Source organism: Streptomyces sp. NBC_01241, from assembly GCF_041435435.1.
GTDB lineage: Bacteria > Actinomycetota > Actinomycetes > Streptomycetales > Streptomycetaceae > Streptomyces.
This window is the reverse complement of record NZ_CP108494.1, coordinates 1,622,409-1,645,778: the sequence shown is the minus strand read 5'-3', so window position 1 is coordinate 1,645,778 and position 23,370 is coordinate 1,622,409. Positions and strand designations below refer to the sequence as shown.

The 23,370-nt window shown below is 69.4% G+C and carries 22 protein-coding genes and 3 pseudogenes; 18 read left to right on the top strand and 7 right to left on the bottom strand.

From position 1 onward, the window contains the following. Nucleotides 1–122: 122 nt before the first annotated feature. The 5 genes and pseudogenes from dop to prcA all read left to right on the top strand — a co-directional run bounded on the left by dop (nt 123) and on the right by prcA (nt 3,946). The gene (gene dop, locus OG306_RS07000) at nt 123–1,634 is read left to right on the top strand and encodes a depupylase/deamidase Dop (RefSeq protein ID WP_266907133.1); all 1,512 of its coding nucleotides are present in this window, start codon (nt 123–125) and stop codon (nt 1,632–1,634) included. 120 nt (nt 1,635–1,754) lie between these two features. Continuing rightward, a complete protein-coding gene (locus OG306_RS06995; RefSeq protein WP_266745237.1) occupies nt 1,755–1,973 on the top strand; it encodes a ubiquitin-like protein Pup in 219 nt (72 codons plus the stop codon). A gap of 102 nt (nt 1,974–2,075) precedes the next feature. Continuing rightward, nucleotides 2,076–2,266 (top strand): annotated as a pseudogene (locus OG306_RS06990) (endonuclease domain-containing protein); the annotation flags it as partial. Next, entirely contained in the window at nt 2,218–3,063 is an 846-nt protein-coding gene (gene prcB, locus OG306_RS06985) for a proteasome subunit beta (protein ID WP_266745236.1), read from the top strand. The pseudogene OG306_RS06990 and the gene prcB, both read left to right, overlap by 49 nt. Before the next feature lie 58 nt (nt 3,064–3,121). After that, on the top strand, nt 3,122–3,946 hold the full coding sequence (prcA, locus tag OG306_RS06980) for a proteasome subunit alpha (RefSeq protein WP_266745235.1): 825 nt from the start codon (nt 3,122–3,124) through the stop codon (nt 3,944–3,946). 45 nt (nt 3,947–3,991) lie between these two features. On the opposite strand, the gene OG306_RS06975 is transcribed toward prcA, so the two are convergent. Further along, entirely contained in the window at nt 3,992–5,038 is a 1,047-nt protein-coding gene (locus tag OG306_RS06975) for a LacI family DNA-binding transcriptional regulator (RefSeq protein WP_266745234.1), read from the bottom strand. A gap of 135 nt (nt 5,039–5,173) precedes the next feature. On the opposite strand from OG306_RS06975, the gene OG306_RS06970 reads away from it, so the two are divergent. The 12 genes from OG306_RS06970 (at nt 5,174) to OG306_RS06915 (ending at nt 17,432) form a co-directional block, all read left to right on the top strand. After that, entirely contained in the window at nt 5,174–6,433 is a 1,260-nt protein-coding gene (locus OG306_RS06970; RefSeq protein ID WP_266745233.1) for an MFS transporter, read from the top strand. 9 nt (nt 6,434–6,442) lie between these two features. Further along, entirely contained in the window at nt 6,443–7,804 is a 1,362-nt protein-coding gene (pafA, locus tag OG306_RS06965) for a Pup--protein ligase (RefSeq protein WP_266745232.1), read from the top strand. Nucleotides 7,805–7,930: 126 nt separating this feature from the next. Then, nucleotides 7,931–8,890, top strand: coding sequence for an FKBP-type peptidyl-prolyl cis-trans isomerase (locus OG306_RS06960; RefSeq protein WP_266907135.1), 960 nt, complete (start codon nt 7,931–7,933; stop codon nt 8,888–8,890). Between the two features lie 43 nt (nt 8,891–8,933). After that, nucleotides 8,934–9,308, top strand: a complete 375-nt coding sequence (locus OG306_RS06955; protein WP_266745230.1) for an FKBP-type peptidyl-prolyl cis-trans isomerase — start codon at nt 8,934–8,936, stop codon at nt 9,306–9,308. A gap of 113 nt (nt 9,309–9,421) precedes the next feature. After that, entirely contained in the window at nt 9,422–10,375 is a 954-nt protein-coding gene (locus OG306_RS06950; RefSeq protein ID WP_266745229.1) for a helix-turn-helix transcriptional regulator, read from the top strand. A gap of 12 nt (nt 10,376–10,387) precedes the next feature. After that, nucleotides 10,388–11,344: a helix-turn-helix transcriptional regulator gene (locus tag OG306_RS06945; protein ID WP_266745228.1), complete on the top strand. Its 957-nt coding sequence runs from the start codon at nt 10,388–10,390 to the stop codon at nt 11,342–11,344. 17 nt (nt 11,345–11,361) lie between these two features. Then, nucleotides 11,362–11,631 carry a hypothetical protein gene (locus tag OG306_RS06940; RefSeq protein WP_266745227.1) on the top strand — a complete coding sequence of 90 codons (270 nt, stop codon included), beginning with the start codon at nt 11,362–11,364 and terminating at the stop codon, nt 11,629–11,631. Nucleotides 11,632–11,666: 35 nt separating this feature from the next. Next, complete coding sequence (locus tag OG306_RS06935) at nt 11,667–11,864, top strand: hypothetical protein (protein ID WP_266745226.1); 198 nt, start codon at nt 11,667–11,669, stop codon at nt 11,862–11,864. A 453-nt stretch (nt 11,865–12,317) separates the two neighbouring features. Beyond that, nucleotides 12,318–12,611, top strand: coding sequence for a Sec-independent protein translocase subunit TatA (gene tatA, locus OG306_RS06930; protein WP_266745225.1), 294 nt, complete (start codon nt 12,318–12,320; stop codon nt 12,609–12,611). 65 nt (nt 12,612–12,676) lie between these two features. Further along, on the top strand, nt 12,677–13,627 hold the full coding sequence (tatC, locus tag OG306_RS06925; protein WP_266745224.1) for a twin-arginine translocase subunit TatC: 951 nt from the start codon (nt 12,677–12,679) through the stop codon (nt 13,625–13,627). A gap of 17 nt (nt 13,628–13,644) precedes the next feature. Then, nucleotides 13,645–14,553, top strand: a complete 909-nt coding sequence (locus OG306_RS06920) for a diacylglycerol kinase (protein WP_266745223.1) — start codon at nt 13,645–13,647, stop codon at nt 14,551–14,553. A 44-nt stretch (nt 14,554–14,597) separates the two neighbouring features. Continuing rightward, the gene (locus tag OG306_RS06915; protein WP_266745222.1) at nt 14,598–17,432 is read left to right on the top strand and encodes a DEAD/DEAH box helicase; all 2,835 of its coding nucleotides are present in this window, start codon (nt 14,598–14,600) and stop codon (nt 17,430–17,432) included. A gap of 168 nt (nt 17,433–17,600) precedes the next feature. On the opposite strand, the gene OG306_RS06910 is transcribed toward OG306_RS06915, so the two are convergent. The 6 genes and pseudogenes from OG306_RS06910 to OG306_RS06885 form a co-directional block, all read right to left on the bottom strand. Further along, on the bottom strand, nt 17,601–18,071 hold the full coding sequence (locus OG306_RS06910) for an SPW repeat protein (protein ID WP_266745221.1): 471 nt from the start codon (nt 18,069–18,071) through the stop codon (nt 17,601–17,603). A gap of 84 nt (nt 18,072–18,155) precedes the next feature. Next, nucleotides 18,156–18,958, bottom strand: a pseudogene (locus tag OG306_RS06905) (ADP-ribosylglycohydrolase family protein). 45 nt (nt 18,959–19,003) lie between these two features. Continuing rightward, nucleotides 19,004–20,641: a molybdopterin-dependent oxidoreductase gene (locus OG306_RS06900; RefSeq protein WP_266745220.1), complete on the bottom strand. Its 1,638-nt coding sequence runs from the start codon at nt 20,639–20,641 to the stop codon at nt 19,004–19,006. Between the two features lie 229 nt (nt 20,642–20,870). Then, nucleotides 20,871–21,047 (bottom strand): annotated as a pseudogene (locus OG306_RS06895) (deoxyribodipyrimidine photo-lyase); the annotation flags it as partial. Nucleotides 21,048–21,154: 107 nt separating this feature from the next. Beyond that, entirely contained in the window at nt 21,155–21,931 is a 777-nt protein-coding gene (locus OG306_RS06890) for an anti-sigma factor (RefSeq protein ID WP_266745219.1), read from the bottom strand. Continuing rightward, a complete protein-coding gene (locus OG306_RS06885) occupies nt 21,928–22,512 on the bottom strand; it encodes a sigma-70 family RNA polymerase sigma factor (protein ID WP_266745218.1) in 585 nt (194 codons plus the stop codon). Before OG306_RS06885 ends, OG306_RS06890 begins: the two co-directional genes overlap by 4 nt. A gap of 189 nt (nt 22,513–22,701) precedes the next feature. Between OG306_RS06885 and OG306_RS06880 the strand changes: the two genes are divergently transcribed. Further along, nucleotides 22,702–23,364, top strand: a complete 663-nt coding sequence (locus OG306_RS06880; protein ID WP_266745217.1) for a PadR family transcriptional regulator — start codon at nt 22,702–22,704, stop codon at nt 23,362–23,364. Nucleotides 23,365–23,370 lie beyond the last annotated feature (6 nt).

The following is a 23,370-nucleotide window of genomic DNA, read 5'->3' as shown; positions in this document are numbered from 1 at the left end:
CGCTCTAGGCTCTTGCGTACCGCCCGGTCGCGCAGTGCGTGGACGGGCACGCACGCGCACCGACAAGCAGCGGTACTTGAGCGCCGCCCCTCAAGGGAGCGCCGCCGGGCAAGGAGGGCCGCATGACCGTACGGCGAGTAATGGGCATCGAGACGGAGTACGGGATCTCCGTCCCCGGCCACCCCAACGCCAATGCCATGCTCACCTCGTCCCAGATCGTCAACGCCTACGCGGCGGCGATGCACCGGGCGCGCCGCGCCCGCTGGGACTTCGAGGAGGAGAACCCGCTGCGGGACGCGCGAGGTTTCGATCTCGCCCGCGAGACCGCGGACTCCAGCCAGCTCACCGACGAGGACATCGGCCTCGCCAACGTCATCCTCACCAACGGGGCCCGCCTCTACGTCGACCACGCGCACCCGGAATACAGCTCTCCGGAGGTCACCAATCCGCGGGACGCGGTCCTCTGGGACAAGGCCGGCGAACGCATCATGGCCGAAGCGGCCGAGCGCGCGGCCCAGCTGCCCGGCGCCCAGCCGATCCACCTCTACAAGAACAACACCGACAATAAGGGCGCCTCGTACGGCACGCACGAGAACTACCTGATGAAGCGGGAAACCCCCTTCTCCGACATCGTGCGCCATCTGACCCCGTTCTTCGTCTCCCGCCAGGTGGTCACCGGTGCGGGACGCGTGGGAATCGGCCAGGACGGCCACGAGCACGGCTTCCAGATCAGTCAACGTGCCGACTACTTCGAGGTCGAGGTCGGCCTGGAGACCACCCTCAAGCGCCCCATCATCAACACCCGCGACGAACCGCACTCCGACGCGGAGAAGTACCGCCGGCTCCATGTGATCATCGGCGACGCGAACCTTTCGGAGATCTCCACCTACCTCAAACTCGGCACCACCGCCCTGGTCCTCTCCATGATCGAGGACGGCTTCATCAACGTCGATCTCGCGGTCGACCAGCCGGTGCGCACGCTGCACCACGTCTCCCACGACCCGACGCTGCAGCATCTGATCACGCTGCGCAGCGGGCGTACGCTCACCGCGGTACAGCTTCAGATGGAGTACTTCGAGCTGGGCCGCAAGTACGTCGAGGAGCGGTACGGGGCGGACGCCGACGAGCAGACCAAGGACGTCCTGGTCCGCTGGGAGGACACCCTCAACCGGCTGGAGAACGATCCGATGAGCCTGTCTGGCGAGCTCGACTGGATCGCCAAGCGGGAACTCATGGAGGGCTACCGCCGCCGTGACAGTCTGGACTGGGACGCGGCGCGGCTGCACCTGGTGGACCTCCAGTACGCCGACGTGCGGGCCGAGAAGGGCCTGTACAACCGTCTGGCGGCCCGCGGCAAGATGAAGCGCCTGCTGGACGACCGTGACGTCGAGAAGGCCCGTACGGGGCCTCCGGAGGACACCAGGGCCTATTTCCGCGGTCGCTGCCTGGAGCAGTACGCCGACGACGTGGCCGCGGCCTCCTGGGACTCGGTCATCTTCGATCTGCCGGGCCATGACTCGCTGCAGCGGGTGCCCACCCTGGAACCGCTCCGGGGCACCCGTAACCACGTCAAGGAGCTCCTGGACCGCTGCCGCACGGCGGAAGAGCTGGTCCAGGTGCTGTCGGGCGGCTGAAAGGGCCGCGATCGGGGAAACATCGGGATGACCCCCGGACGTTGAGACAACTACCGGGCCAATGTCGGACCCCGTGGGTAGGGTCTGATCAAGTGCTTCGAACCGAGCGGGGTGAGCTATATGGCGACCAAGGACACCGGCGGCGGACAGCAGAAGGCGACGCGTTCCACGGAGGAGGTCGAGGAGCAGGCGCAGGACGCGCAGGCCTCCGAGGACCTCCAGGAGCGCCAGGAGAAGCTGAGTGACGATGTCGACTCGGTTCTGGACGAGATCGACGACGTACTCGAAGAGAACGCCGAGGACTTCGTGAGGTCATTTGTCCAAAAGGGTGGACAGTAGTTCACGGATGTGAACGCGGGGGGAATGGAGAGGCGTGCGCGGTGCGGGCGAGATCTGCCCGTACCGCGCGTCCACAAGCGGCACCGCGGGTGCGGTGCCGCTGCCCCCGCAGTTCATGTGGATCACTGCCACGGGACGGGTAGGGTCCGTGGCGTAACCGCATCGACTGCAATTCGGCCATCGGCACGTTGGGAGACGATCCTGACACCCTGCGCAGGGCCGTCGCATACCTGGAGGGAAACGCGTGGAAGCCAACACTCGTAGCACCGGGCGTCTACCAGCTGCCTTCCTGACGCCGGGATCCTCTTCGTTCATGGATTTCCTGTCCGACCATTCTCCCCAGCTGCTTCCGGGCAACCGGAACCTGCCGCCCCTGCAGGGGGCCATCGAGGCACCGCACGGGACGACCATCGTCGCGGCGACGTTCCCCGGCGGGGTGGTCCTGGCCGGCGACCGGCGGGCGACCATGGGCAACATGATCGCGCAGCGCGACATCGAGAAGGTCTTCCCGGCCGACGAGTATTCGGCGGTGGGCATCGCCGGTACGGCCGGACTGGCTGTGGAGATGGTCAAGCTCTTCCAGTTGGAGCTGGAGCACTTCGAGAAGGTCGAGGGCGCCCAGCTCTCCCTGGAGGGCAAGGCGAACCGGCTCTCCACGATGATCCGCAGCAATCTGGCGATGGCCATGCAGGGCCTCGCCGTCGTGCCGCTCTTCGCCGGCTTCGACATCGACCGCGAGAAGGGCCGGATCTTCTCGTACGACGTCACCGGCGGCCGTTCCGAGGAGGTCGGCTACGCGGCCACCGGCTCCGGGTCGATCTTCGCCCGTGGGTCGATGAAGAAGCTCTACCGCGAGGATCTGACGGAGCAGCAGGCCCTCACCCTGGTCGTCCAGGCGCTGTACGACGCCGCGGACGACGATTCGGCGACCGGTGGTCCCGATGTGGCCCGGCGGATCTATCCGATCGTCACCGTCATCACCGACGAGGGCTTCCGGAAGCTGACCGAGGCGGAATCCTCCGAGATCGCCCGCGCGGTTCTGGAACGCCGGCTGGAACAGCCCGACGGCCCGCGCGCCGCGCTGCTCTGACCGTCGTTCCGCAGCTTCTTCGATGCTTTTGTCACTGACAGAAAGGGACGGATAACCGGTGTCGACGCCGTTCTATGTCTCACCCCAGCAGGCCATGGCCGACCGGGCGGAATACGCCCGGAAGGGCATCGCCCGTGGTCGCAGCCTGGTTGTGCTGCAGTACGCCGACGGCATTGTGTTCGTCGGCGAGAACCCGTCCCGTGCGCTGCACAAGTTCAGCGAGATCTATGACCGGATCGGTTTCGCCGCCGCCGGCAAGTACAACGAGTACGAGAACCTCCGTATCGGTGGTGTGCGCTACGCCGATCTGCGCGGATACACCTACGACCGTGACGATGTGACGGCCCGTGGGCTGGCCAACGTCTACGCGCAGACGCTGGGCACCATCTTCTCCAGTGCGGCCGAGAAGCCGTACGAGGTGGAGCTGGTGGTGGCCGAGGTGGGTACCGAGCCGGAGGGCGACCAGATCTACCGGCTGCCGCACGACGGCTCGATCGTCGACGAGCACGGCTCCGTCGCCGTCGGCGGCAACGCCGAGCAGATCAGCACCTTCCTGGACCAGCGGCACCGCGACGGGATGACGCTCGCCGAGGCGCTCAAGCTGGCCGTGCAGGCGCTGTCCCGCGATCCCAACGGCAGCGAGCGGGAGATCCCCGCGGAGCGGCTGGAGGTCGCGGTCCTGGACCGCACGAGGCCGCAGCAGCGGAAGTTCAAGCGGATCGTCGGCCGGCAGCTGGCACGGCTGCTGGAGGCGGACGGCGGCGTCGCTCCGACGGACGCCCCCTCCGACATCGAGGACGGCGAGGAATCCGAGTCTCCCGCGAGCACGACGGACATCACCAAGTCCACCGACTCCACCGATTCCGGCGGGGACGTGGAGTAGTTCTCCGGTGCCCCGGTCCGCCCCTCCCGGCGGGCCGGGGCACCGTCATGTCCGCGGGCCGTCCGCGGGCGGGGGCGCCGAGGAGCCGCGTGCCACCAGCCGCACGGGCAGGCTGCCGGGCTCGGCAGGGCGGCCGTCCAGGACCGCCAGCAGCGCGGCCATGCCGCGTTCGCCGACCTGCTCGGCGGGCAGCTGCACGGTGGTGAGCTCCGGTTCGACGGCCGTGGCCAGGGCCAGATCGTCGAAACCGGTGACGGAGAGGTCGTCGGGGACCCGGAGCCCGAGCCTGCGGGCGGCCTTGCAGGCGCCCGCGGCGAGGATGTCGTCGTCGCAGACGAGGGCGGTGGGCCGGGGGCCGGGGGCGGCCAGCACCCGCTCCGTGGCCGCGCGGCCCGCGGGGACGTCGAGCGCCGCCGCGACGGTCCGTAGGGAGGTGCCGGGCACCGCCTTCAGCGCGTCGTGGAGGGCCCGGGCGCGGGCGGCGAAGGTCCAGGAGTCGATTGCCGACGCGACGTGGACGAAGCGGCGGTGGCCGAGCGCGAGCAGATGGTCCGCGATCTGCCGCATGCCGTCGGCGATGTCGAGGTTGACCCGGGCCGCGACACCGGTGTCCGCCGGGTCGCTGTCGAGCATGATCAGCGGCAGACCGGCGCCGCGCAGCGCGTCGAGGGCTCCGGCGGCCATGGACGAGGCGATCACCCCGTCGAGCGAGGCGCGCGCCGAGGCGAACGGATCCCTGGCCGGGCCGGTGCCCTCGGGCGACGGATAGAGGACGACCCCGAAGCCGTGCTCGGCGGCGACCGTGGCAGCGCCGGTGTAGACGCGCGCGAAGAACTCGCTGGTGAGCGCGGGGACGACGAGCAGCGCGGTCCTGGTGCGGCCGAGGCGGAGGCTGCGGGCGGCGAGGTTGGGCTGGTAGCCGAGGCCGCGGGCGGCGTGCCGTACGCGTTCGGCGGTGGCCTCGGAGACCCGGCCGCGCCATTTGTCGCCGAGCACGAGGGAGACGGTGGCCTGCGAGACCCCGGCGGCCCGCGCGACATCGCGGCTGGTGGGCCGGGGCGGGTCGGGACGCGACTGCGGTGCGCTGGTCACTCGGGGCCTCCGGGCCGGACGGGAGGGCAGGCGCCGTGAGGTGGACCTGCGGACTGGGCACATGGTACGTATGAACCTCGACGTTATACGTAAAACTTCAGGTGCCCGAGAGTACCCGGAGGAGAGGGGCGGGACATGGCCGCGGGATATCTGGACATCCTCCGGGCGCGGCATGCCGCCCGTTTGCTGACGGGGACCCTGGTGGGGCGGCTGCCGAGCGGCACCGCCCACATCGCGATCGTGCTGTTCACCCGGGCCGAGGGCGGCAGCTACACCCTCGCCGGCGCGCTCGCGGCCGTGTACGGGCTGTCCACCGCGGTCGGGCAGCCGCTCCTGGGCCGCGCCGTGGACCTGTACGGCCAGCCACGCGTCCAGCTCCCGGCCGCCGTGGCCTCGGCGCTGGGCATGGCCCTGCTGGCCCTGGTGGGCCTGGGATCGCTGCCGCTGGCCTACGGCGCGGTGATGGTGGCCGGAGTCTTCACGCCGCCGCTGGAAGGCGGTCTGCGGGCCCTGTGGCCGACCGTTCTGGGCGGCGAGGAACGGGTGCACCGGGCGTACGCGATGGACGCCGTCGCCCAGGAGGTCATGTTCACCGTGGGCCCGCTGCTGGTGACGCTGCTCGTCTCGCTCTGGTCGCCCGCCGCCGCCCTGCTGGTCATCAACGCAATAGGGGTTCTGGGGGCGCTTTCCGTCGTCCTCTCGGAGCCGTCCCGCGCCTGGCGTTCGGCGCCCCGGGAGGCGCACTGGCTGGGTGCGCTGCGTTCGCCGGGGCTGCTGGCGCTGCTCGGTTCGTTCTTCTTCGTCGGGCTCGCGCTCGGTTCCATCACGGTGGCCGGGGTGGCGTACGCCGACGACCACGGCCGGGAGTCGGTGTACGGCTGGCTGATGGCCGCGCTCGGGCTGGGCGCGCTGGTCGGCGGCGCGTTGTACGGGGCGCGGCAGTGGGCCGGGGCTCCGGAGCGCCGGCTGCGGGTCATCGTCGCACTGCTGGCGCTCGGCTATCTGCCGCTGATGCTGACCCCGGGAGTGGTCGCCATGACCGCTCTGGCGGCAGTGGCCGGAGTCTTCCTGGCGCCCGCGATCGCCTGCTCGTTCATCGTGGTCGACCGGCATGCTCCGCGGGGCACGGTGACGGAGGCGTTCTCCTGGCTCGTGACGACGTTCGGGGTGGGCGCGGCGGCGGGAACGGCCGTGGCGGGCCCGGCCGTCGAACTGGGCGGCACGGCGTGGAGCTTCGCCGTCGCGGGGGCCGGTGGGGTGGCGGCGCTGCTGGTTCTGCTGGCCACGGGAAGGGTCCTCGCAGTTCCCGGGCGTGAGGCAGTTGCTGTACGGGGATCGGAAAATGAGCGAAACGGTGCTGTCGAACCCGGTTTCAGCTCAGGCCATCAGGCGTAATGTTCAGTCATGGACCGCCGCATTTTCGGGCTGGAGAACGAGTACGGCGTCACGTGCACGTTCAGGGGACAGCGCCGACTGTCTCCTGATGAAGTGGCGCGCTACCTCTTCCGCCGTGTTGTGTCATGGGGCCGCAGCAGCAATGTCTTTCTGCGGAACGGCGCCCGCCTCTACCTCGACGTGGGATCGCATCCGGAATATGCAACCCCCGAATGCGACAACCTGACCGAGCTGGTCACCCACGACAAGGCCGGCGAACGCATTCTCGAAGGTCTGCTCGTCGACGCCGAACGCCGCCTGCACGAGGAGGGAATCGCGGGCGACGTCTATCTCTTCAAGAACAACACCGACTCGGCGGGAAACTCCTACGGGTGTCATGAGAACTATCTCGTGGCGCGGCATGGAGAATTCTCCCGGCTCGCGGACATCCTCATTCCCTTCCTCGTCACGAGGCAGCTGATCTGCGGCGCGGGCAAGGTGCTGCAGACCCCGCGGGGCGCCGTCTACTGCGTCAGCCAGCGTGCCGAGCACATCTGGGAGGGCGTCAGCTCCGCGACGACCCGCTCCCGCCCGATCATCAACACGCGGGACGAACCGCACGCGGACGCGGAGCGGTACCGCCGCCTCCACGTCATCGTCGGTGACTCCAACATGTCCGAGACGACGATGCTGCTCAAGGTCGGCGCCACCGATCTGGTGCTCCGCATGATCGAGGCGGGCACCGTGATGCGGGATCTGACGCTGGAGAACCCGATCCGGGCGATCCGCGAGGTCAGTCACGACACCACGGGGCAGCGCAAGGTGCGCCTGGCCAGCGGCCGTGAGGCATCCGCCATCGAGGTGCAGCGCGAGTACTACGAGAAGGCGGTCGACTTCGTCGACCGCCGCGGCATCCGCACCGGAACGGTCGCCCAGGTCCTGGAGCTGTGGGGCCGTACGCTCGACGCGGTCGAGGCCGAGGACCTCGACCGGATCGAGACCGAGATCGACTGGGTGATGAAGTACAGGCTCATCGAGCGGTACCGCGCCAAGCACAACATGACGATGTCGCATCCGCGGGTTGCCCAGATAGACCTCGCGTACCACGACATCCACCGCCGTCGCGGCCTGTACTACCTGCTGGAGCGCAAGGGGCAGGCCGCCCGTGTCTGCAACGACCTGAAGATCTTCGAGGGCAAGTCCGTGCCCCCGCAGACGACCAGGGCGCGACTGCGCGGGGACTTCATCCGCAGGGCCCAGGAGCAGCGGCGGGACTTCACCGTCGACTGGGTCCATCTCAAGCTCAACGACCAGGCGCAGCGCACGGTGTTGTGCAAGGACCCGTTCCGTTCGGTGGACGACCGGGTGGAGAAGCTGATCGCGGGTATGTGAGCCGGCGGCAGGAATTCCCGGACTCCGACGCGACGCGGGCCCCGTACGTTCCTCGTACGGGGCCCTGCGTACGCCCTAGAGTGTCGGGGACTCAACCAACTGTGCCGTCTGAGATCTGAGGAACCAGTGCGCCGACTTGCCGGCCTTCTCGTCGTCCCCCTGTTGCTGGTGACAGCAGCCTGCGGTAACGAAAAGGGCTCCGCTTCCGCTTCCGCTTCCGCTTCCGCTTCCGCCGCGTCCAAGGACGGGTTCCCCGCGATCACCGCGGGTGCGAAGTTCGGCGAGAAGCCCACCCTGGCCAAGGGGACCGGGAACCCGCCCAAGGAGCTGAAGACCAGGGTCGTCAGCGAGGGTGACGGCGCCACGCTCAAGAACGGCGACGCGATCCAGGTCAACTACCTCGGGCAGGCCTGGGACTCCGACAAGCCGTTCGACAACAGCTTCGACCGCAAGCAGCCGTTCGATCTGACCCTCGGCGCGGGCATGGTGATCCAGGGCTGGGACAAGGGCCTCGTCGGCAAGAAGGTCGGCAGCCGGGTGCAGCTGGTCATCCCGCCGGAGCTCGGTTACGGAGCGCAGGGCCAGGGCGACATCAAGCCGAACGCCACGCTCGTCTTCGTCGTCGACGTTCTGAAGGCGACGCAGATCCCGGCGTCCGCCAAGGGCACCGAGGTCGCCCAGGACAACATCGACCTGCCGAAGGTCGGCACGAACACGGACGGCAAGGCCCCCAAGGTCACGATCCCGACCAAGAGCGACCCGCCGAAGAAGCTCGTCTCCCATTACATCCTGGAGTCCAAGGGCGACGTCGTGAAGGACACCGACAGCGTCGTCGTGAACTACGTGGGGCTGCTCTGGAAGGACGGCAAGACGTTCGACAGCACCTACAGCGCGGGCAAGACGCAGACCTTCCCCCTCGCCCAGGTCACCCTGAAGGGGCTCAAGAACGGTCTGGTCGGCAAGAAGATCGGCAGCCGCGTGCTCCTCGTCATCCCGCCGGACCAGGGGTTCGGCGACAAGGCACAGCAGACGATTCCGGCGAAGTCCACGCTGGTCTTCGCCGTGGACATCCTGGCGAAGATGTAAGACTGTCCCGGTTGCCCAGTTCATCAGTAAGAGGAGCAAGTCAGTGAGCATCGAGAAGCCCGAGATCGACTTCCCGGGTGGCGAGCCGCCGGCCGACCTGGAGATCAAGGACATCTGGGAAGGCGACGGCGCGGTGGCCAAGGCCGGCGCCACCGTCTCCGTCCACTACGTGGGCGTGGCATTCTCCACCGGCGAGGAGTTCGACGCCTCCTGGAACCGCGGCGCCCCGCTGCAGTTCCAGCTCGGTGCCGGCCAGGTGATCTCCGGCTGGGACCAGGGCGTGCAGGGCATGAAGGTCGGCGGCCGTCGCCAGCTGACCATCCCCGCGCACCTCGCGTACGGCGACCGCGGCGCCGGTGGCGGCCGTATCGCCCCCGGCGAGACCCTGATCTTCGTCTGCGACCTGGTCGCCGTCTGATCCGCACCCGTGCACTACGAGGGCCCGTGCCTGGGGGCACGGGCCCTCGCTTTTGTCCGGACACCGCGGAGCGGTACGGTCGACGGTCGTAGGGCAAAACAGAAAGGGCGTCGATGGCGATTGCCAAGGCCGAGCGGCTGATGAACCTGGCTCTGTGTCTGCTGGGGACCCGGCGCCCGCTGAGCAAGCGCGAGCTGCGCGGCTCCATCGAGGCCTACCTGGAGGCCGGTTCCGACGACGCCTTCAACCGGATGTTCGAGCGCGACAAGGACGATCTGCGCGAGCTCGGTCTGGTCATCGAGACCGTGGAGAACCTGGACGGCGACACGGGATATCTCGCCCGCCGCGACAGCAACCGGCTGCCCCCGATCACGCTGGACGCCGAGGAGGCCGCCGCCCTCGGACTGGCCGCCAAGGTCTGGCAGCAGGCACGGCTGGCCGGTGCCGCCAGCGGCGCGCTGCAGAAGCTGCGGGCCGCCGGCATGCCGGAGGCCGAGGACGCGTACGAGGTGCACAGCGCCCTCGAACCCCGTATCCCCGTTCACGAGGCCGCCTTCGAGCCATTGATGCTGGCCTGCCGGGACCGCCGTCCGGTGACCTTCGACTACCACAAGGCCAACGCCGCCCGGCCCGAGCAGCGCCAGGTCGAGCCGTGGACGCTGGAATGCTGGCGCGGCCACTGGTACCTGGCCGGCTGGGACCGGGACCGCGGCGCCGAGCGGGTGTTCCGGCTCTCCCGGATCACCGGCCGGGTCCGCTCCCGGGCCGGGGCGTTCACCGCCGAGGTACCCGACGTCGTGACCGTCCGCGAGACCGTCGAGAGCTGGGCGGGGGAGACGGCGACCCGGACCGCGCTGATCAGGCTGCGGACCGGTGCCGGATACCCGCTGCGCTCGCGCGCCATATCGGTCCGGGAACTCGGGAACGGGTGGGACGAGTTGGAGATTCCGTACGGACACGGTCTGGATGCCTGGCTCGTCGAGTTCGGTCCGGACGTCGTCGTACGGGAACCCGCCGATCTGCGGGCCGATGTGGTGGACCGGCTGCGCGCCGTGGCCAAGGACTGAGGGGACCCATTCATGGCCACGAACGCGATCGACCAGACCCGCCGGATGCTCTCCCTGGTGACGTATCTGCGGGAACGCCCCGGCGCCCATGTCCAGGACGTCGCCCGTGCCTTCGGAATCACCGAGGACGAACTCATCTCGGACCTCGATGTGCTGCCGATGTGCGGTACGAGCTTCCGCGGCGGCGATCTGCTGGACATCGACACCGACGGCGACCGCATCTGGTGGCACAACCCGGACGATGTCGCGGAGCCGCTGCGGCTCGCGGCCGACGAGGCGACCGCGCTCCTGGTCGCCGCCCGCGCCGTGGCCACACTGCCGGGGCTGCGCGAGAGCGACCGGCAGGCACTGCTGCGGGCCACCGCGAAGCTGGAGACGGCGGCCGGCGAGGTGGGCGCGGCGAGCTCGCGGCTCTCGGTCACCTTCGAGTCCGAGGGCGGTGTCTTCGCCGATGTCGACCGGGCGATCTCCGAGCGGCGCCGGCTCTGGCTGCGCTACTACTCACCCGCGCGCGACGAACTGACCGAGCGCGAGGTGGACCCGATCCGGCTGTTCGCCGTGGGGCACACGTACATGGAGGCCTGGTGCCGGTCCTCCGAGGACCGGCGTACGTTCCGGCTCGACCGGGTCGCCGAGATCCGGCTGCTGGACGAGCCGGCCGCGCCGCCCGAGCTGGAACTGCGCGATCTGTCCGAAGGGCTCGTCCAGCCGGCGGCCGAGGACCCGGAGGTCGTGGTCGAGGTGGGGCCCGGTGGCCGGTGGGTCGCCGAGTACTACCCGCACGACAGCGCCGAGGAACTGCCCGACGGCGGGCTGCGGATCACCCTGCGCACCCCCGATCCGGCCTCGCTGCGCAGGCTCGCACTGCGGCTCGGCGGGGAAGGCCGCATCGTCTCCCCACCGGAACTGGCGCGGAGCGCACAGCAGGCGGCCCGTGCGGCGCTCGCTGCCTACGACGGCCCGGCCTGAGCGGAGATCCGAGAGATATGAACAATATGTCCGTGGTGTCGGGTGTGCCGACCGTGGTGGTGCCCGAGTCCGTACGGTTCAAGGCCGCCTGCCCGGACTGCCGTGAGCGGTTCGAGCTGGCGGCGGGCGCCATCCGGCTCGCCGTGGGCGCCAGCCGCCGGACGACGTTCTACTCGTTCACCTGCCCCGAGTGCGGCGCGGCCGTCCGTAAACCCGCCGGGGAGCGGATAGTCGAGCTCCTCACCGGTGGCGGGGTGCGGACGCTGCGCCTCCACACCAGCCTTTAGACCTCCGGACACCTAGACACATCGAGGCTCTGCGCATGTTCTGGCCCATGCTCGCCATCGCCCTGGGGTTCCTCGGGATCGCCGTCCTGGGCGTGCTGGCCGTCAAGGTCTTCGTCGAGGCCCAGCGCCTGGGGCACCAGGTGACGCGAACCACCCAGCGCATCAACCGGGCGGCGGAGGACCTCGAACGCGCCGCGACGGATCTTGCCGCGACGGGTGAAGCGTTGCGCTAGTGCCGCGACCGGCAATGTTTGCCCGGAAGGAGCGTCGTCCAGTGCGTGCGATCGCAAGACGGCCGGAAGTCCTTGGATGGGGTCTCCCCTGCTCGAGCGGAGCCGAGAGCTTGGGGAAGGAGCGTCGGCGACTGACGACAACGCGGCGAGGTGCGGTGCCGGGGCACGCGAGCCCGGCATGATCCAAACGAGAGGCCCTGGGGTCCGCGCCGCTGCGCGCCTGTGAGCAGGGACGATCGAACGGAACCGGCGCGGCCTGCAGTTTCCCGGATTCGGGGGGTACGCTGCTCAAGCGGCCCTGAGAGCGAGGCATGGGCCGCAATCGCAAGGATGCATGAGTATTGCCCTGCGTTTACTCCTGCGGGATACGATCGCTGACAGTACGACGATCGGGCGTCCGTCCGACGTTCGATCCGCCCCACCCCTGCTGCCTCGGTGAGAAGGTACACGCATATGTTCGGAAGGCTCGGCGCTCCCGAGATCATCCTGATCCTCGTCGTTGTTGTTCTGCTGTTCGGCGCGAAGAAGCTTCCTGACATGGCTCGCTCGCTCGGCAAGTCGGCCCGCATCCTCAAGAGCGAGGCCAAGGCCATGAAGTCCGAGGGCAGCCCGTCGGCCACCCCGACCGAACCGGCGAACGACACCGCCGCCCAGGATCAGGCCGCCCCGCGCACCATCAAGGCCGCGCCCGGTGACGTGACGAGCTCGCGTCCGGTCGCCGAGCCGACCGACTCGACCAAGCGCTGACAAGAAACGGGCCGACGCAGGCGCCGCGATCGGTGACGGCCTGCTGCACGAGATGAGGACGTGGGTTGCTCAAGTCTGCCCGCAAGCAGGAGACGGACCCCGACGGCCGCATGCCCTTGGTGGAGCACCTGCGTGAGCTGCGTAACCGGCTGGCCAAAGGCCTGCTCGGAATCGTCGTCGTCACGATCGTGGCCGCGTTCTTCTACAAGGGGATCATCGAGTTCTTCACCAACCCGGTACTGAAGTCCGTCGGTTGTGAGTCCAGCTTCGCCGAGCTCGCCAAGAAGGACGACGGTACGTGCGCGCGTATCGTCCTGAACGGTCTGCTCACCCCGTTCACCCTTGCCCTCAAGGTCTCCTTGATGGCGGGCGTCGTCCTTTCCTCGCCGATCTGGCTCTACCAGCTGTGGGCCTTCGTCGCCCCGGGTCTGCACAAGCACGAGAAGAAGTACTCGCTCGCCTTCGTCGGTGCGGGGTTCCCGCTCTTCCTCGCCGGTGGCCTCTTCGCGTACAAGACGCTGCCCACGATGGCCCGAGTGCTCCTGGACTTCTCGCCGGCCGGCCTGGACAACCAGCTGCCGCTGGACGACCTGCTGGATCTGATCACGCGCATGGTGGTGGTCTTCGGGCTCTCCTTCGAACTGCCCCTGCTGCTCGTCATGCTGAACTTCGGCGGGGTCATCACCGGCAAGCGGATGCTCGGCTGGTGGCGGGGCATGATCATGGGGATCACGGTCTTCGCGGCGGTGGCCACGCCCAGCACCGACCCGGTGAGCATGCTGGCGCTCGCCGGACCGATCTGGGTGCTCTACTTCGTGGCCACGGCGATCTCGCTCCTCAACGACCGCCGCAAGGCGCAGCTCGCGGCGGCGGGGCCCGCCGACGACGAGGCCTCGGAGCTGGACCTCACCCCCGAAGACATCGGTGAGATCGAATCGGTCTCGTCCAGCCGGTCGTTGCCCACCCAGACGAGCTCGGACCGTGACCGGGTCAACGGTTACGACGACATCACCTGACCTTGTAGGGTCCCCGGGTGACCAGCGAGATCACCCTTTTCGTCAATCCCACCGCGGGACGCGGCCGGGGCGCGCGTGCCGCGCAGCCGGCCGCTTCCGCGTTGCGGGACGCCGGATTCTCCGTGCGTACGGTTCTCGGCGAGGACGCCGCCGACGCCCTGCGGCGTGCGCGGGAGGCCGTCGCGGGCGGCACCGGTGCACTGATAGCGGTGGGCGGGGACGGCATGATGTCCCTCGCCCTGCACGCCGTGGCCGGAACGGAGACCCCGCTCGGGGTCGTCGCCGTGGGCACCGGGAACGACTTCGCCCGCGCGCTCGGGGTGCCGATACGGGATCCGGCCGCGGCCGGACGGCTCGCCGCCCGGGCGCTCAAGGGCGGGGCGGTCCGCGAGATCGATCTCGGCCGGGTCGGCGAGCGGTGGTTCGGGTCCGTGCTCGCCTCCGGCTTCGACTCCCGGGTCAACGACCGCGGCAACCGGATGCGCTGGGTCGGCGGACGGTTCAAGTACGACCTCGCGATCCTCGCCGAACTCGCCGCGTTCAAACCGATCCCGTATCGCATCAGGCTGGACGGCGGACCGGTCCGGGAGATCGAGGCGACGCTCATCGCCGTCGGCAACGGATCGACGTACGGCGGCGGCATGCGGATCTGCGCGGACGCCGTCATGGACGACGGGCTCTTCGACGTGACCGTCGTCGGGGACTGCAGCCGCACCACACTCCTCAAGGTATTTCCTCGCGTCTACAAGGGAACGCACCTCGGCCACCCCAAGGTCACTTCGCACCGGGTCTCCTCGATCGAGCTCGCCGCGGCCGGTGTCACGGCATACGCGGACGGTGAACAACTCGGCGCACTGCCGCTCACCGCCACCTGCGTACCGGGCGCGGCGAGGGTTCTCGCACCGGGTTCTCCCGGCGGTATTTAAAGATCGCGTCACTGTCGGAGGCGCCGGGTAGGCTCGTAAGCAAGATGACAGAGGACCTCTCACCAGCTGAGCGATACCAGGCTTCTCGGATCCGCGCCGCCGAGCTGGCCACGGCACTCGCGCCCTTCCGCGAGTTGTACGAGTTCGATCTGGACCCCTACCAGATCGAGGCATGCGAGGCGCTGGAGGCAGGCAAGGGGGTGCTCGTCGCCGCTCCCACCGGCTCGGGCAAGACGATCGTCGGCGAATTCGCCGTGCACCTCGCGCTCGCGCAGGGCCGCAAGTGCTTCTACACCACCCCCATCAAGGCCCTGTCCAACCAGAAGTTCGCCGATCTGGTCAAGCGCTACGGACCGGACAAGGTCGGCCTGCTGACCGGCGACAACAGCGTCAACGGCGACGCCCCGGTGGTCGTCATGACCACCGAAGTGCTGCGGAACATGCTGTACGCGGGCTCGCAGACGCTGCGCGGTCTGGGCTACGTGGTGATGGACGAGGTGCACTACCTCTCCGACCGCTTCCGGGGCGCCGTCTGGGAGGAAGTGATCATTCACCTCCCCGACTCCGTGACCCTGGTGTCACTGTCGGCGACCGTGTCCAACGCCGAGGAGTTCGGTGACTGGCTGGACACCGTCCGCGGTGACACCGAGGTCATCGTCTCCGAACACCGCCCCGTGCCGCTCTGGCAGCACGTGCTGGCGGGCCGCCGGATATACGACCTCTTCGAGGAGGAGACCGACCACGGCGGCCGCGGCTCTGGACGGCGCGAAGTCAACCCCGACCTGGTCCGGCTCGCCCGGATGGAGAACCAGCGGGGCTACAACCCGCGGGAACGCCGCCGCGGAAAGATGGTCCGCGAGGCGGACCGCGAGCGCGAGCGCCGCGAGCGCAGCCGCATCTGGACCCCGTCCAGGCCCGAGGTCATCGACCGGCTGGACGCCGAAGGGCTGCTCCCCGCCATCACGTTCATCTTCAGCCGGGCCGCCTGCGAAGCCGCCGTGCAGCAGTGTCTGCATGCCGGACTCCGGCTCAACGACGAGGCCAAGCGGCGTCTGGTCCGCGAGATCGTCGAGGAGCGGACCGCGTCCATCCCCGGCGAGGACCTCCATGTCCTCGGCTACTACGAGTGGCTCGAAGGACTGGAGCGTGGCATCGCCGCGCACCACGCCGGCATGCTGCCCACGTTCAAGGAAGTCGTGGAGGAGCTCTTCGTACGAGGGCTCGTCAAGGCGGTCTTCGCGACGGAGACGCTCGCCCTCGGCATCAACATGCCCGCTCGCTCGGTCGTGCTGGAGAAGCTCGTCAAGTGGAACGGCGAACAGCACGCCGACATCACCCCCGGCGAGTACACCCAGCTGACCGGGCGGGCCGGACGCCGTGGGATCGACATCGAAGGTCATGCGGTGGTGCTGTGGCAGCGTGGCATGGATCCGGGCGCGCTGGCCGGACTTGCGGGTACGCGGACGTATCCGCTGCGGTCCAGCTTCCGGCCCTCGTACAACATGGCCGTCAACCTGGTGCATCAGTTCGGGCGGCACCGCTCGCGCGAGCTGCTGGAGACCTCCTTCGCGCAGTTCCAGGCCGACCGGTCGGTGGTCGGGATCTCCCGGCAGGTCCAGCGGAACGAGGAGGGGCTGGAGGGCTATCGCGAGGGCATGACCTGTCACCTCGGTGACTTCGAGGAGTACGCGCGGCTGCGCCGCGACCTCAAGGACCGGGAGACCGAGCTCGCCAAGCAGGGCGCATCGCAGCGGCGGGCCGCGGCGGCGGCGTCCCTGGAGAAGCTCAAGCCCGGCGATGTCATCCACGTGCCCACCGGCAAGTTCGCCGGACTGGCGCTGGTCCTCGACCCGGGGCTGCCGGGCGGACGGACCAATGGGCACGGGCACCGCGGACTCGAATACCACGACGGGCCACGGCCGTTGGTGCTGACCGCCGAGCGACAGGTCAAGAGGCTCGCCTCGATCGACTTCCCCGTTCCGGTGGAGGCGCTGGAGCGGATGCGGGTGCCGAAGTCGTTCAACCCGCGCTCGCCGCAGTCGCGTCGCGATCTGGCCTCCGCTCTGCGGACGAAGGCGGGGCACATAGCGCCGGAGCGGCACCGCAGGGATCGGTCACCCGCGGCCGACGACCGGGAGATCGCCCGCTACCGGGCGGCGTTGCGCGCCCACCCCTGCCACGGGTGCGACGAGCGTGAGGACCATGCGCGATGGGCCGAGCGGTACCACCGGCTGCAGCGCGACACCAAGCAACTGGAGCGGCGGATCGAGGGGCGGACGAACACGATCGCCCGTACCTTCGACCGGATCGTCGCGCTGCTCACCGAGCTCGACTACTTGCGGGGCAATGAGGTCACCGAGCACGGGCAGCGTCTCGCACGGCTCTACGGCGAGCTGGATCTGCTGGCGAGCGAATGCCTGCGGGACGGGGTGTGGGAGGGCTTGAACCCGGCCGAACTCGCCGCGTGCGTCTCCGCGTTGGTGTACGAGGCGCGGCAGGCCGATGATGCGGTGGCGCCGAAGCTGCCGTCGGGGCCCGCGAAAGCCGCGATGGGCGAGATGGTCCGGATCTGGGGCCGGCTCGATGCCCTGGAGGAGGACTTCAAGATCAACCAAGCGGAGGGGGTCGGCCAGCGCGAACCCGATCTCGGGTTTGCCTGGGCGGTCTACATGTGGGCGTCCGGGCGGTCGCTGGACGAGGTGCTGGGCGAGGTGGAGATGCCGGCCGGGGACTTCGTGCGGTGGTGCAAGCAAGTGATCGATGTGCTGGGGCAGATCGCGGCTGCGGCTCCACGGGAGGGGAGTTCGGTGGCGCGGAGTGCACGCAAGGCGGTGGACGCGGTGTTGCGGGGGGTCGTGGCCTACAGCTCCGTGGGGTGACGGGTCCACGCAATGCGGGGTGCCGGGTCCACGCAATGCGGGGTGCCGGGGGCGGGATGCCTGCGCGGCCGTCAGCCGGAACCGCGTCACCGGAGCGTGGATCCGGGTCATCGCGCCCGTCCGTCGTCGGCCGGTCCGCTTCGTGCGGACCGGCCGACAGCGCCTTTTTCAGTCTGTGGGCGTGCCGCGTGTGCCGCGCGTGCCGCGCTTGCCGATCTTCATCGACGCGCCCGCGCAGACCAGCCCCAGCAGCAGGGTCAGTCCGCCGATGATGACGTTGTTCAGGATGACGCCGAGGCTCGGGCCGCTGCCGACCACCCACGTCGAGGCGATCATCCAGGCGCCTATGGCGCAGATGGCCCAGCTCAGGCCGTACATCCGCTCCGGCATGACGGTGAATCCGAGGCCCAGCACGGCGATGGCGATACCCATGATCAGGTTGTGTGCCACGAGGGTGGGCTGGCTCGTCGTGAAGCCGAGCACCCAGGGCGAGATGGCGCAGTAGAGACCGACGAGGAACACCGGTGCGTCCACGAGGGCCACGTCGCGGCCGCCGAGCACTCGCGCATAGCGATCGCGCATTTCGGAAACATCGGGGTGACTGGCGATGTCACGGCCGGCGTGCGAGAGGTTTGACATGGGTTGGTCTCCTTCGCTCCTGCGGACCTGGCCGCCGTTTTGGGGAAACGCGGCCCTCTATGCCATTTTGCGCTTATCTGGCCCTTATGCGCAGGTTCGGGGATTACGAATATCGGAGGGAATCGCGACGTGTGAGGCGCGCTCCAGCTGTCCGGTCAGGTCCACCAGATCAGGCGTCCGCAGCACCCGGTCCCCGTACCCCGGCAGCGACACGTGCAGGGGCTCCGCCCAGCTTCGGCGCGATTCCGGCAGGTCCCCGCCAGGCCACCGGTCACCGCCGCGACCGTGTCGGTGTCCCCGGCGCCCGGAACGGCGGCGAGCGGATTGCCACCGTTCAGTGCCACCTGGATCGGTTCGTGCAGCACGGCGGTGCCCTCCCATGCGGTCCGGTCGCCATGTGTCAGCGCGGCGATCCGTCGTGCAGCGGCCATCGTCGTCATCGGTTCCGCCCGCGCGAAGTACACGGCCGACATGGCGGCCCGCATCAGCGGACCGTTGCCCGCCGCGCGCCCATTGACCTGGAAGTGCAGCGCTGCCGCGATGTCCCAGGGCTCGCCGCTCGTCAGTAGGTCCTCGGTCTGCAGTCCGATGTCCTTCGGCCCGCCCGCCGCCCATCGGCGAATCCGGCCGAACAGGTCGGGGAGGTCGAGGCCGCCCCGTTCCAGCAGGGACTCCGCGACCAGCACGGCCATCCGGGTATCGTCCGTGGCCTCGCCCGGATCCCAGCCGCCGCCCCCGCACATCGTGCCGACACCGTCCGGGAAGCGTGCCGTGTAGACACCGGCGGGGCCGAACTCGAAGGGCGCCCCCAGCGCGTCACCGACCGCCGACCCGACGACGGCACCCACCACCCGGTCCTGCCGTTCCACCACGCCGCGAGGTTCCATCCGGTCAGCGCGTGCGGAGGGTGATCCCCCGGGTGTCCCGCCCGGTCAGGACACGTCGACCATCACCGAGTGCCAGCCCGTCGCGCCGTTGGGCACGGTGCCGACGCGGTCGCCGGTCTGGGTGGCGCCGGTTCCGTCCGTGGCACGGACCTCGAGGGTGTGATTGCCGGATGTGGCGGGCCACTCCCACACCCACTGGCGCCAGGTGTCCCGGTTGTCCGCGGCGGCCAGCCGGGCCGTGTGCCACTCCCCGCCGTCCACCCGGACCTCGACCCGCGAGATACCGCGGTGCTGGGCCCAGGCCACCCCGGCCACCGGTACCGTGCCGGCCTTCGGGGAGGAGAACGGGCGGGGCGTGTCGATCCGTGACTCGGTCTTGATCGGCGCCTGCTGGGACCAGGACCGTTCGACCCAGTAGGCGTCGTACGCGTCGAACGTGGTGAGCTCGATGTCTTTGATCCACTTGCAGGCCGATACGTACCCGTACAGGCCGGGAACGACCATCCGGACAGGGAAGCCGTGCTCGAAAGGCAGTGGCTCGCCGTTCATGCCGAAGGCGAGCATCGCGTCGCGTCCGTCCATGGCCGTTTCGACCGGTGTGCCGATCGTCATGCCGTCGACGGAACGCGCGACGATCTGGTCGGCGGGACCGCCCTTCGACGGCGGCCGCACCCCGGCCTCGCGCAGCAGATCGGCCAGCCGTACGCCGATCCACCTGGCGTTGCCGACGTAGGGGCCGCCGACCTCGTTGGACACGCAGGCCAGGGTGATGTCGCGCTCGATGACCTCTCGGCCCAGCAGATCGTGGATGTCGACGGTGACGGGCCGTGCGACGCCCTTGCCATGGATCTTCAGCCGCCACGTACCGGCATCGACGCGTGGCACGACCAGCGCCGTGTCCACCCGGTAGAAGTCCTTGTTCGGGGTGATGAAGGAACTCAGTCCCCGGATCCTCAGGTCGGCGCCCGGGGGAATGGCCGGTGCGGCGGATTCCGGTACGGGGAGGACCAGGTTGTGACGCGAAGCGCCGGCCCCGGCCTGGACGGAGGAGGTGAGCCGGCGTCCCAGGAATCCCGCGCCCGCCGAGGCGGCCGCCGCCGTGGTCCCCGCGACGACGAAGCCGCGGCGGTCGAAGGTGACGTATGCCTCCGCCTCCCTCTCCCCAGCCGCGGGAGAGGGAGGCGGAGGCGGTGTGAGCCGCCCGACCAGGAGATACAGCACCCCCGCGGCCACCACGGCCCCCACCACCGAAGGCAGCGCGTCGGCCGGTGCGCCTTCCGGGCGCCCCACCGCCGACACCGCCCCGACCAGACCGAAGACCAGGACGGCAGCGGAACCGAGCAGCCGGTGCCGCAGCGCCAGCATCCCGATCCCCATGGCGAAGAGCGCCAGGAGAACCAGGATCCCGAGTTGGAGCACCACCTTGTCGTCCGTGCCGAAATTCCGTACGGCGAACTCCTTCACGGCAGGGGGAGTGCGGTCGATGACCGCACTCCCCACCGCCGTGACCGGGCCCGACTCGGGACGTACGACAGCCGCGGCAAGTTCGGCCACGGCCAGGGCGCAGAACCCGGCGATCAGACCGCTGAGCGCGGCGAGAGTGGCGCGTGCCCAGCGGGATCGTCGGGAGGACGATGCTCCGGTCTGCCGCGGATCGTCTCGGTTTTCAGTCACAACCAGCATTCGTCGCCGGGCGCCGGACGGATTGGTCCGTCACCCGATCGGACGTGAGATTCGTTCCGGCCGACCAGGAAGGGCACCCGGTGACGGACATCCGTGGTGGTCTCGTAGTCGGCCAGGGGCCGTTCAGCCAGTGCGACAGCAGCCGACGCGCGGCGGTCTCACCGCCCCTGGCGAGCCCGGGGGAGACCCCGGCCACCTCCGCCCGGTCCGGCAACGGCCCGGACTCCACGGCCAGGCAGTCCGCGAGGAACGCCCGCCGGTTCGGCGCGTCGAAGCCGGCCCGCTGGATCCCCCTGTCGTGCACGAACAGGGGAACGACGGCATCCACCTCGCGCAGTGCGGCCCGCAGCACCGGGTTGTCGTACAGGCGCAGGTCGGAGGTGAACAGTGCCACGGAGACTGTCATACGCGTGTGCCGTTGCGTTGTCGTCGTGCCGTACTCGCGCGACGGGTCGTTCCGGCTCGCCCCCACGGACGGGGTCCGTCGGCGAGACCGCCCCGGCCCCCGCCCGGTCAGGCCGCCGGAAAGTTCATCAGAGCCATGGGTGCCGATGTCGGTTGCGCGGAGCCACCGGCGGGTTCGACCGTGATGCCTATGCCCGACGCTCCGTCGACCGGCCCGTCCAGCACCATGGCGTCGCTCGTCGCCGCGGAGTTCATCAGACCGGCGGAACGCATGCTGCCGTGGTCGTCGAACCACAACTGGTACACCTTGTCGCCGGGTGGCTGCTGCATTCCCGAGGCCATGAACACGGCCCGGTTCGCGGTCCGCGAGACCACGATCGTTCCCTTCGCACCGCCCTTCATGGCACCGGACGACGCCTTGGCGTCCGGTGCGGCGAGGACCCGGACCAGCCGCTCGTTCTGCTGTCGGGCCGTGTGGGCCTCCTGTCGGGCGTCCTCGGCCGCCCGGTTCTGCCAGACGGCGATCCCTCCGAAGCAGGCGGCGGCCAGACACGCGGCGAGTGCGAACTTCGGCCACCGGCCGCTCGGCCCCGTCACACCGGCGACCGGACCCGCCCCACCCCCGTCGGAGCGGGGGCGCCCGGCGCCCGAAGGCGAGTCCTGCCGCACGTCCGTGATCTCCCGCAGCACCCGTTCGCGCAGCTCGGGCGGTGGTGTGCGGGCCACCGCGAGCCCGAGCCGGGTGGCGGTCTCCGACAGCTCGCGCACCTCCACGGCGCAGGCCTCGCAGTCGCCGAGATGCCGCTCGAAGTCCCGCCGCTCGGCCTCCGGCAGGGCCTGCAGGGCGTAGGCCCCGGTCAGCGTGTGCAGTTCGGCGTTGCTCATGCGCCCACCCCGAGGCAGTCGCGCAGCCGGATCAGTCCGTCGCGCAGCCGTGTCTTGATCGTCCCGAGCGGTACGGAAAGCAGCTCCGACACCTCGCGATACGTCAGCCCCCGGTAGTAGGCGAGGTCCACGGACTGCCGTTGCAGCTCGGAGAGCGTCCGTACGCAGCGGCGGACCTGTTCACGCTCCAGCCGGCTCTCGACCTGCTCGGTGACCTCGTCGAAGGGGGGTGTGCGGTCGAGCAGCGCGGTCCTGTACTCACGGGCCGCCGAGGCCTCGGCCGAGCGCACCCGGTCCACGGCCCGGCGATGGGCCAGTGTCAGCACCCAGCTCATCGCGCTGCCGCGGGCGGCCCGGAACCGAGGAGCGGTACGCCACACCTCGACCAGCACCTCCTGCGCGACCTCCTCCGACTGGGCGGGATCACGCAGCACGCTCCGTACGAGCCCGAGGACCGGCCCGCTGACCGCGTCGTACACCTCGGCGAAGGCGTCCTGGTCGCCTCGGGCGACCATCCCCAGGAGCTCCTGGAGATCGGGCCCCGCCGAGCGCGCTCCGCTGATGTACACGGCTTCCTTCACGCGGGCTTCCTCCCTGGTCGCTCATCGGTTCTCCGGATGATTCGGAGCCGATGGCAGCGCGGATTGGTCGGTGCGCGAGATCCTTCCACGATCTCAAGAGTCCGCGATACATCGTGATTGACGCGTTCAGGTGAACGCGATACATTCGGTCACGAGTATTCGATGGCGAAGTGAAGGGTGGTGGAGGCGGTGGCCAAGCGGCGCAAGCTCGGCAATCCACTGGCACTGACGGTCATGGTGCTGCTCGCCGAGCGTTCCATGCATCCGTACGAGATCGCCCAGACGCTTCGCCGACGCGGCAAGGAACACAGCGTCAAGATCAATTTCGGTTCGCTGTACACCGTCGTCCAGAACTTGGAGAAGCACGGTTACGTCGAGGTCGCGGGCGTCCAGCGACAGGGCAACCGCCCCGAGCGCACGCTCTACGGCATCACCGAAGCCGGGCGCGTGGAGATGCTCGACTGGCTCTCCGACCTGCTCGCCGTGCCGGCCGCCGAGTACCCGGTCTTCGAGACGGCCCTGTCGCTTCTTCCGGTACTGCCGCCGGAGGAAGTGGCCGAGCTGATGGAGACCCGCGAGGCGGCCCTGGAGATCCAGGCTGCGGCGCTCCGGGGGGTTCTCGGTCAGCTGGGAGACAAGCTGCCCCGCCTCTTCGTCGTCGAGACCGAATACCAGCTCCACATGATCGATGCACAGCTGGAATGGATCAAGAACTTCCGTCAGGAACTCACCGACGCCACGATCAGTGGTATCGAGGAGTGGAAGTCCTTCCACGAATCCGGTGAAGTCCCGCAGGACTGGCAGGAGTTGGACGAGCAGGAGATCGTCCTGGACCCGGAGCGGAAGGCGTAGCGCACA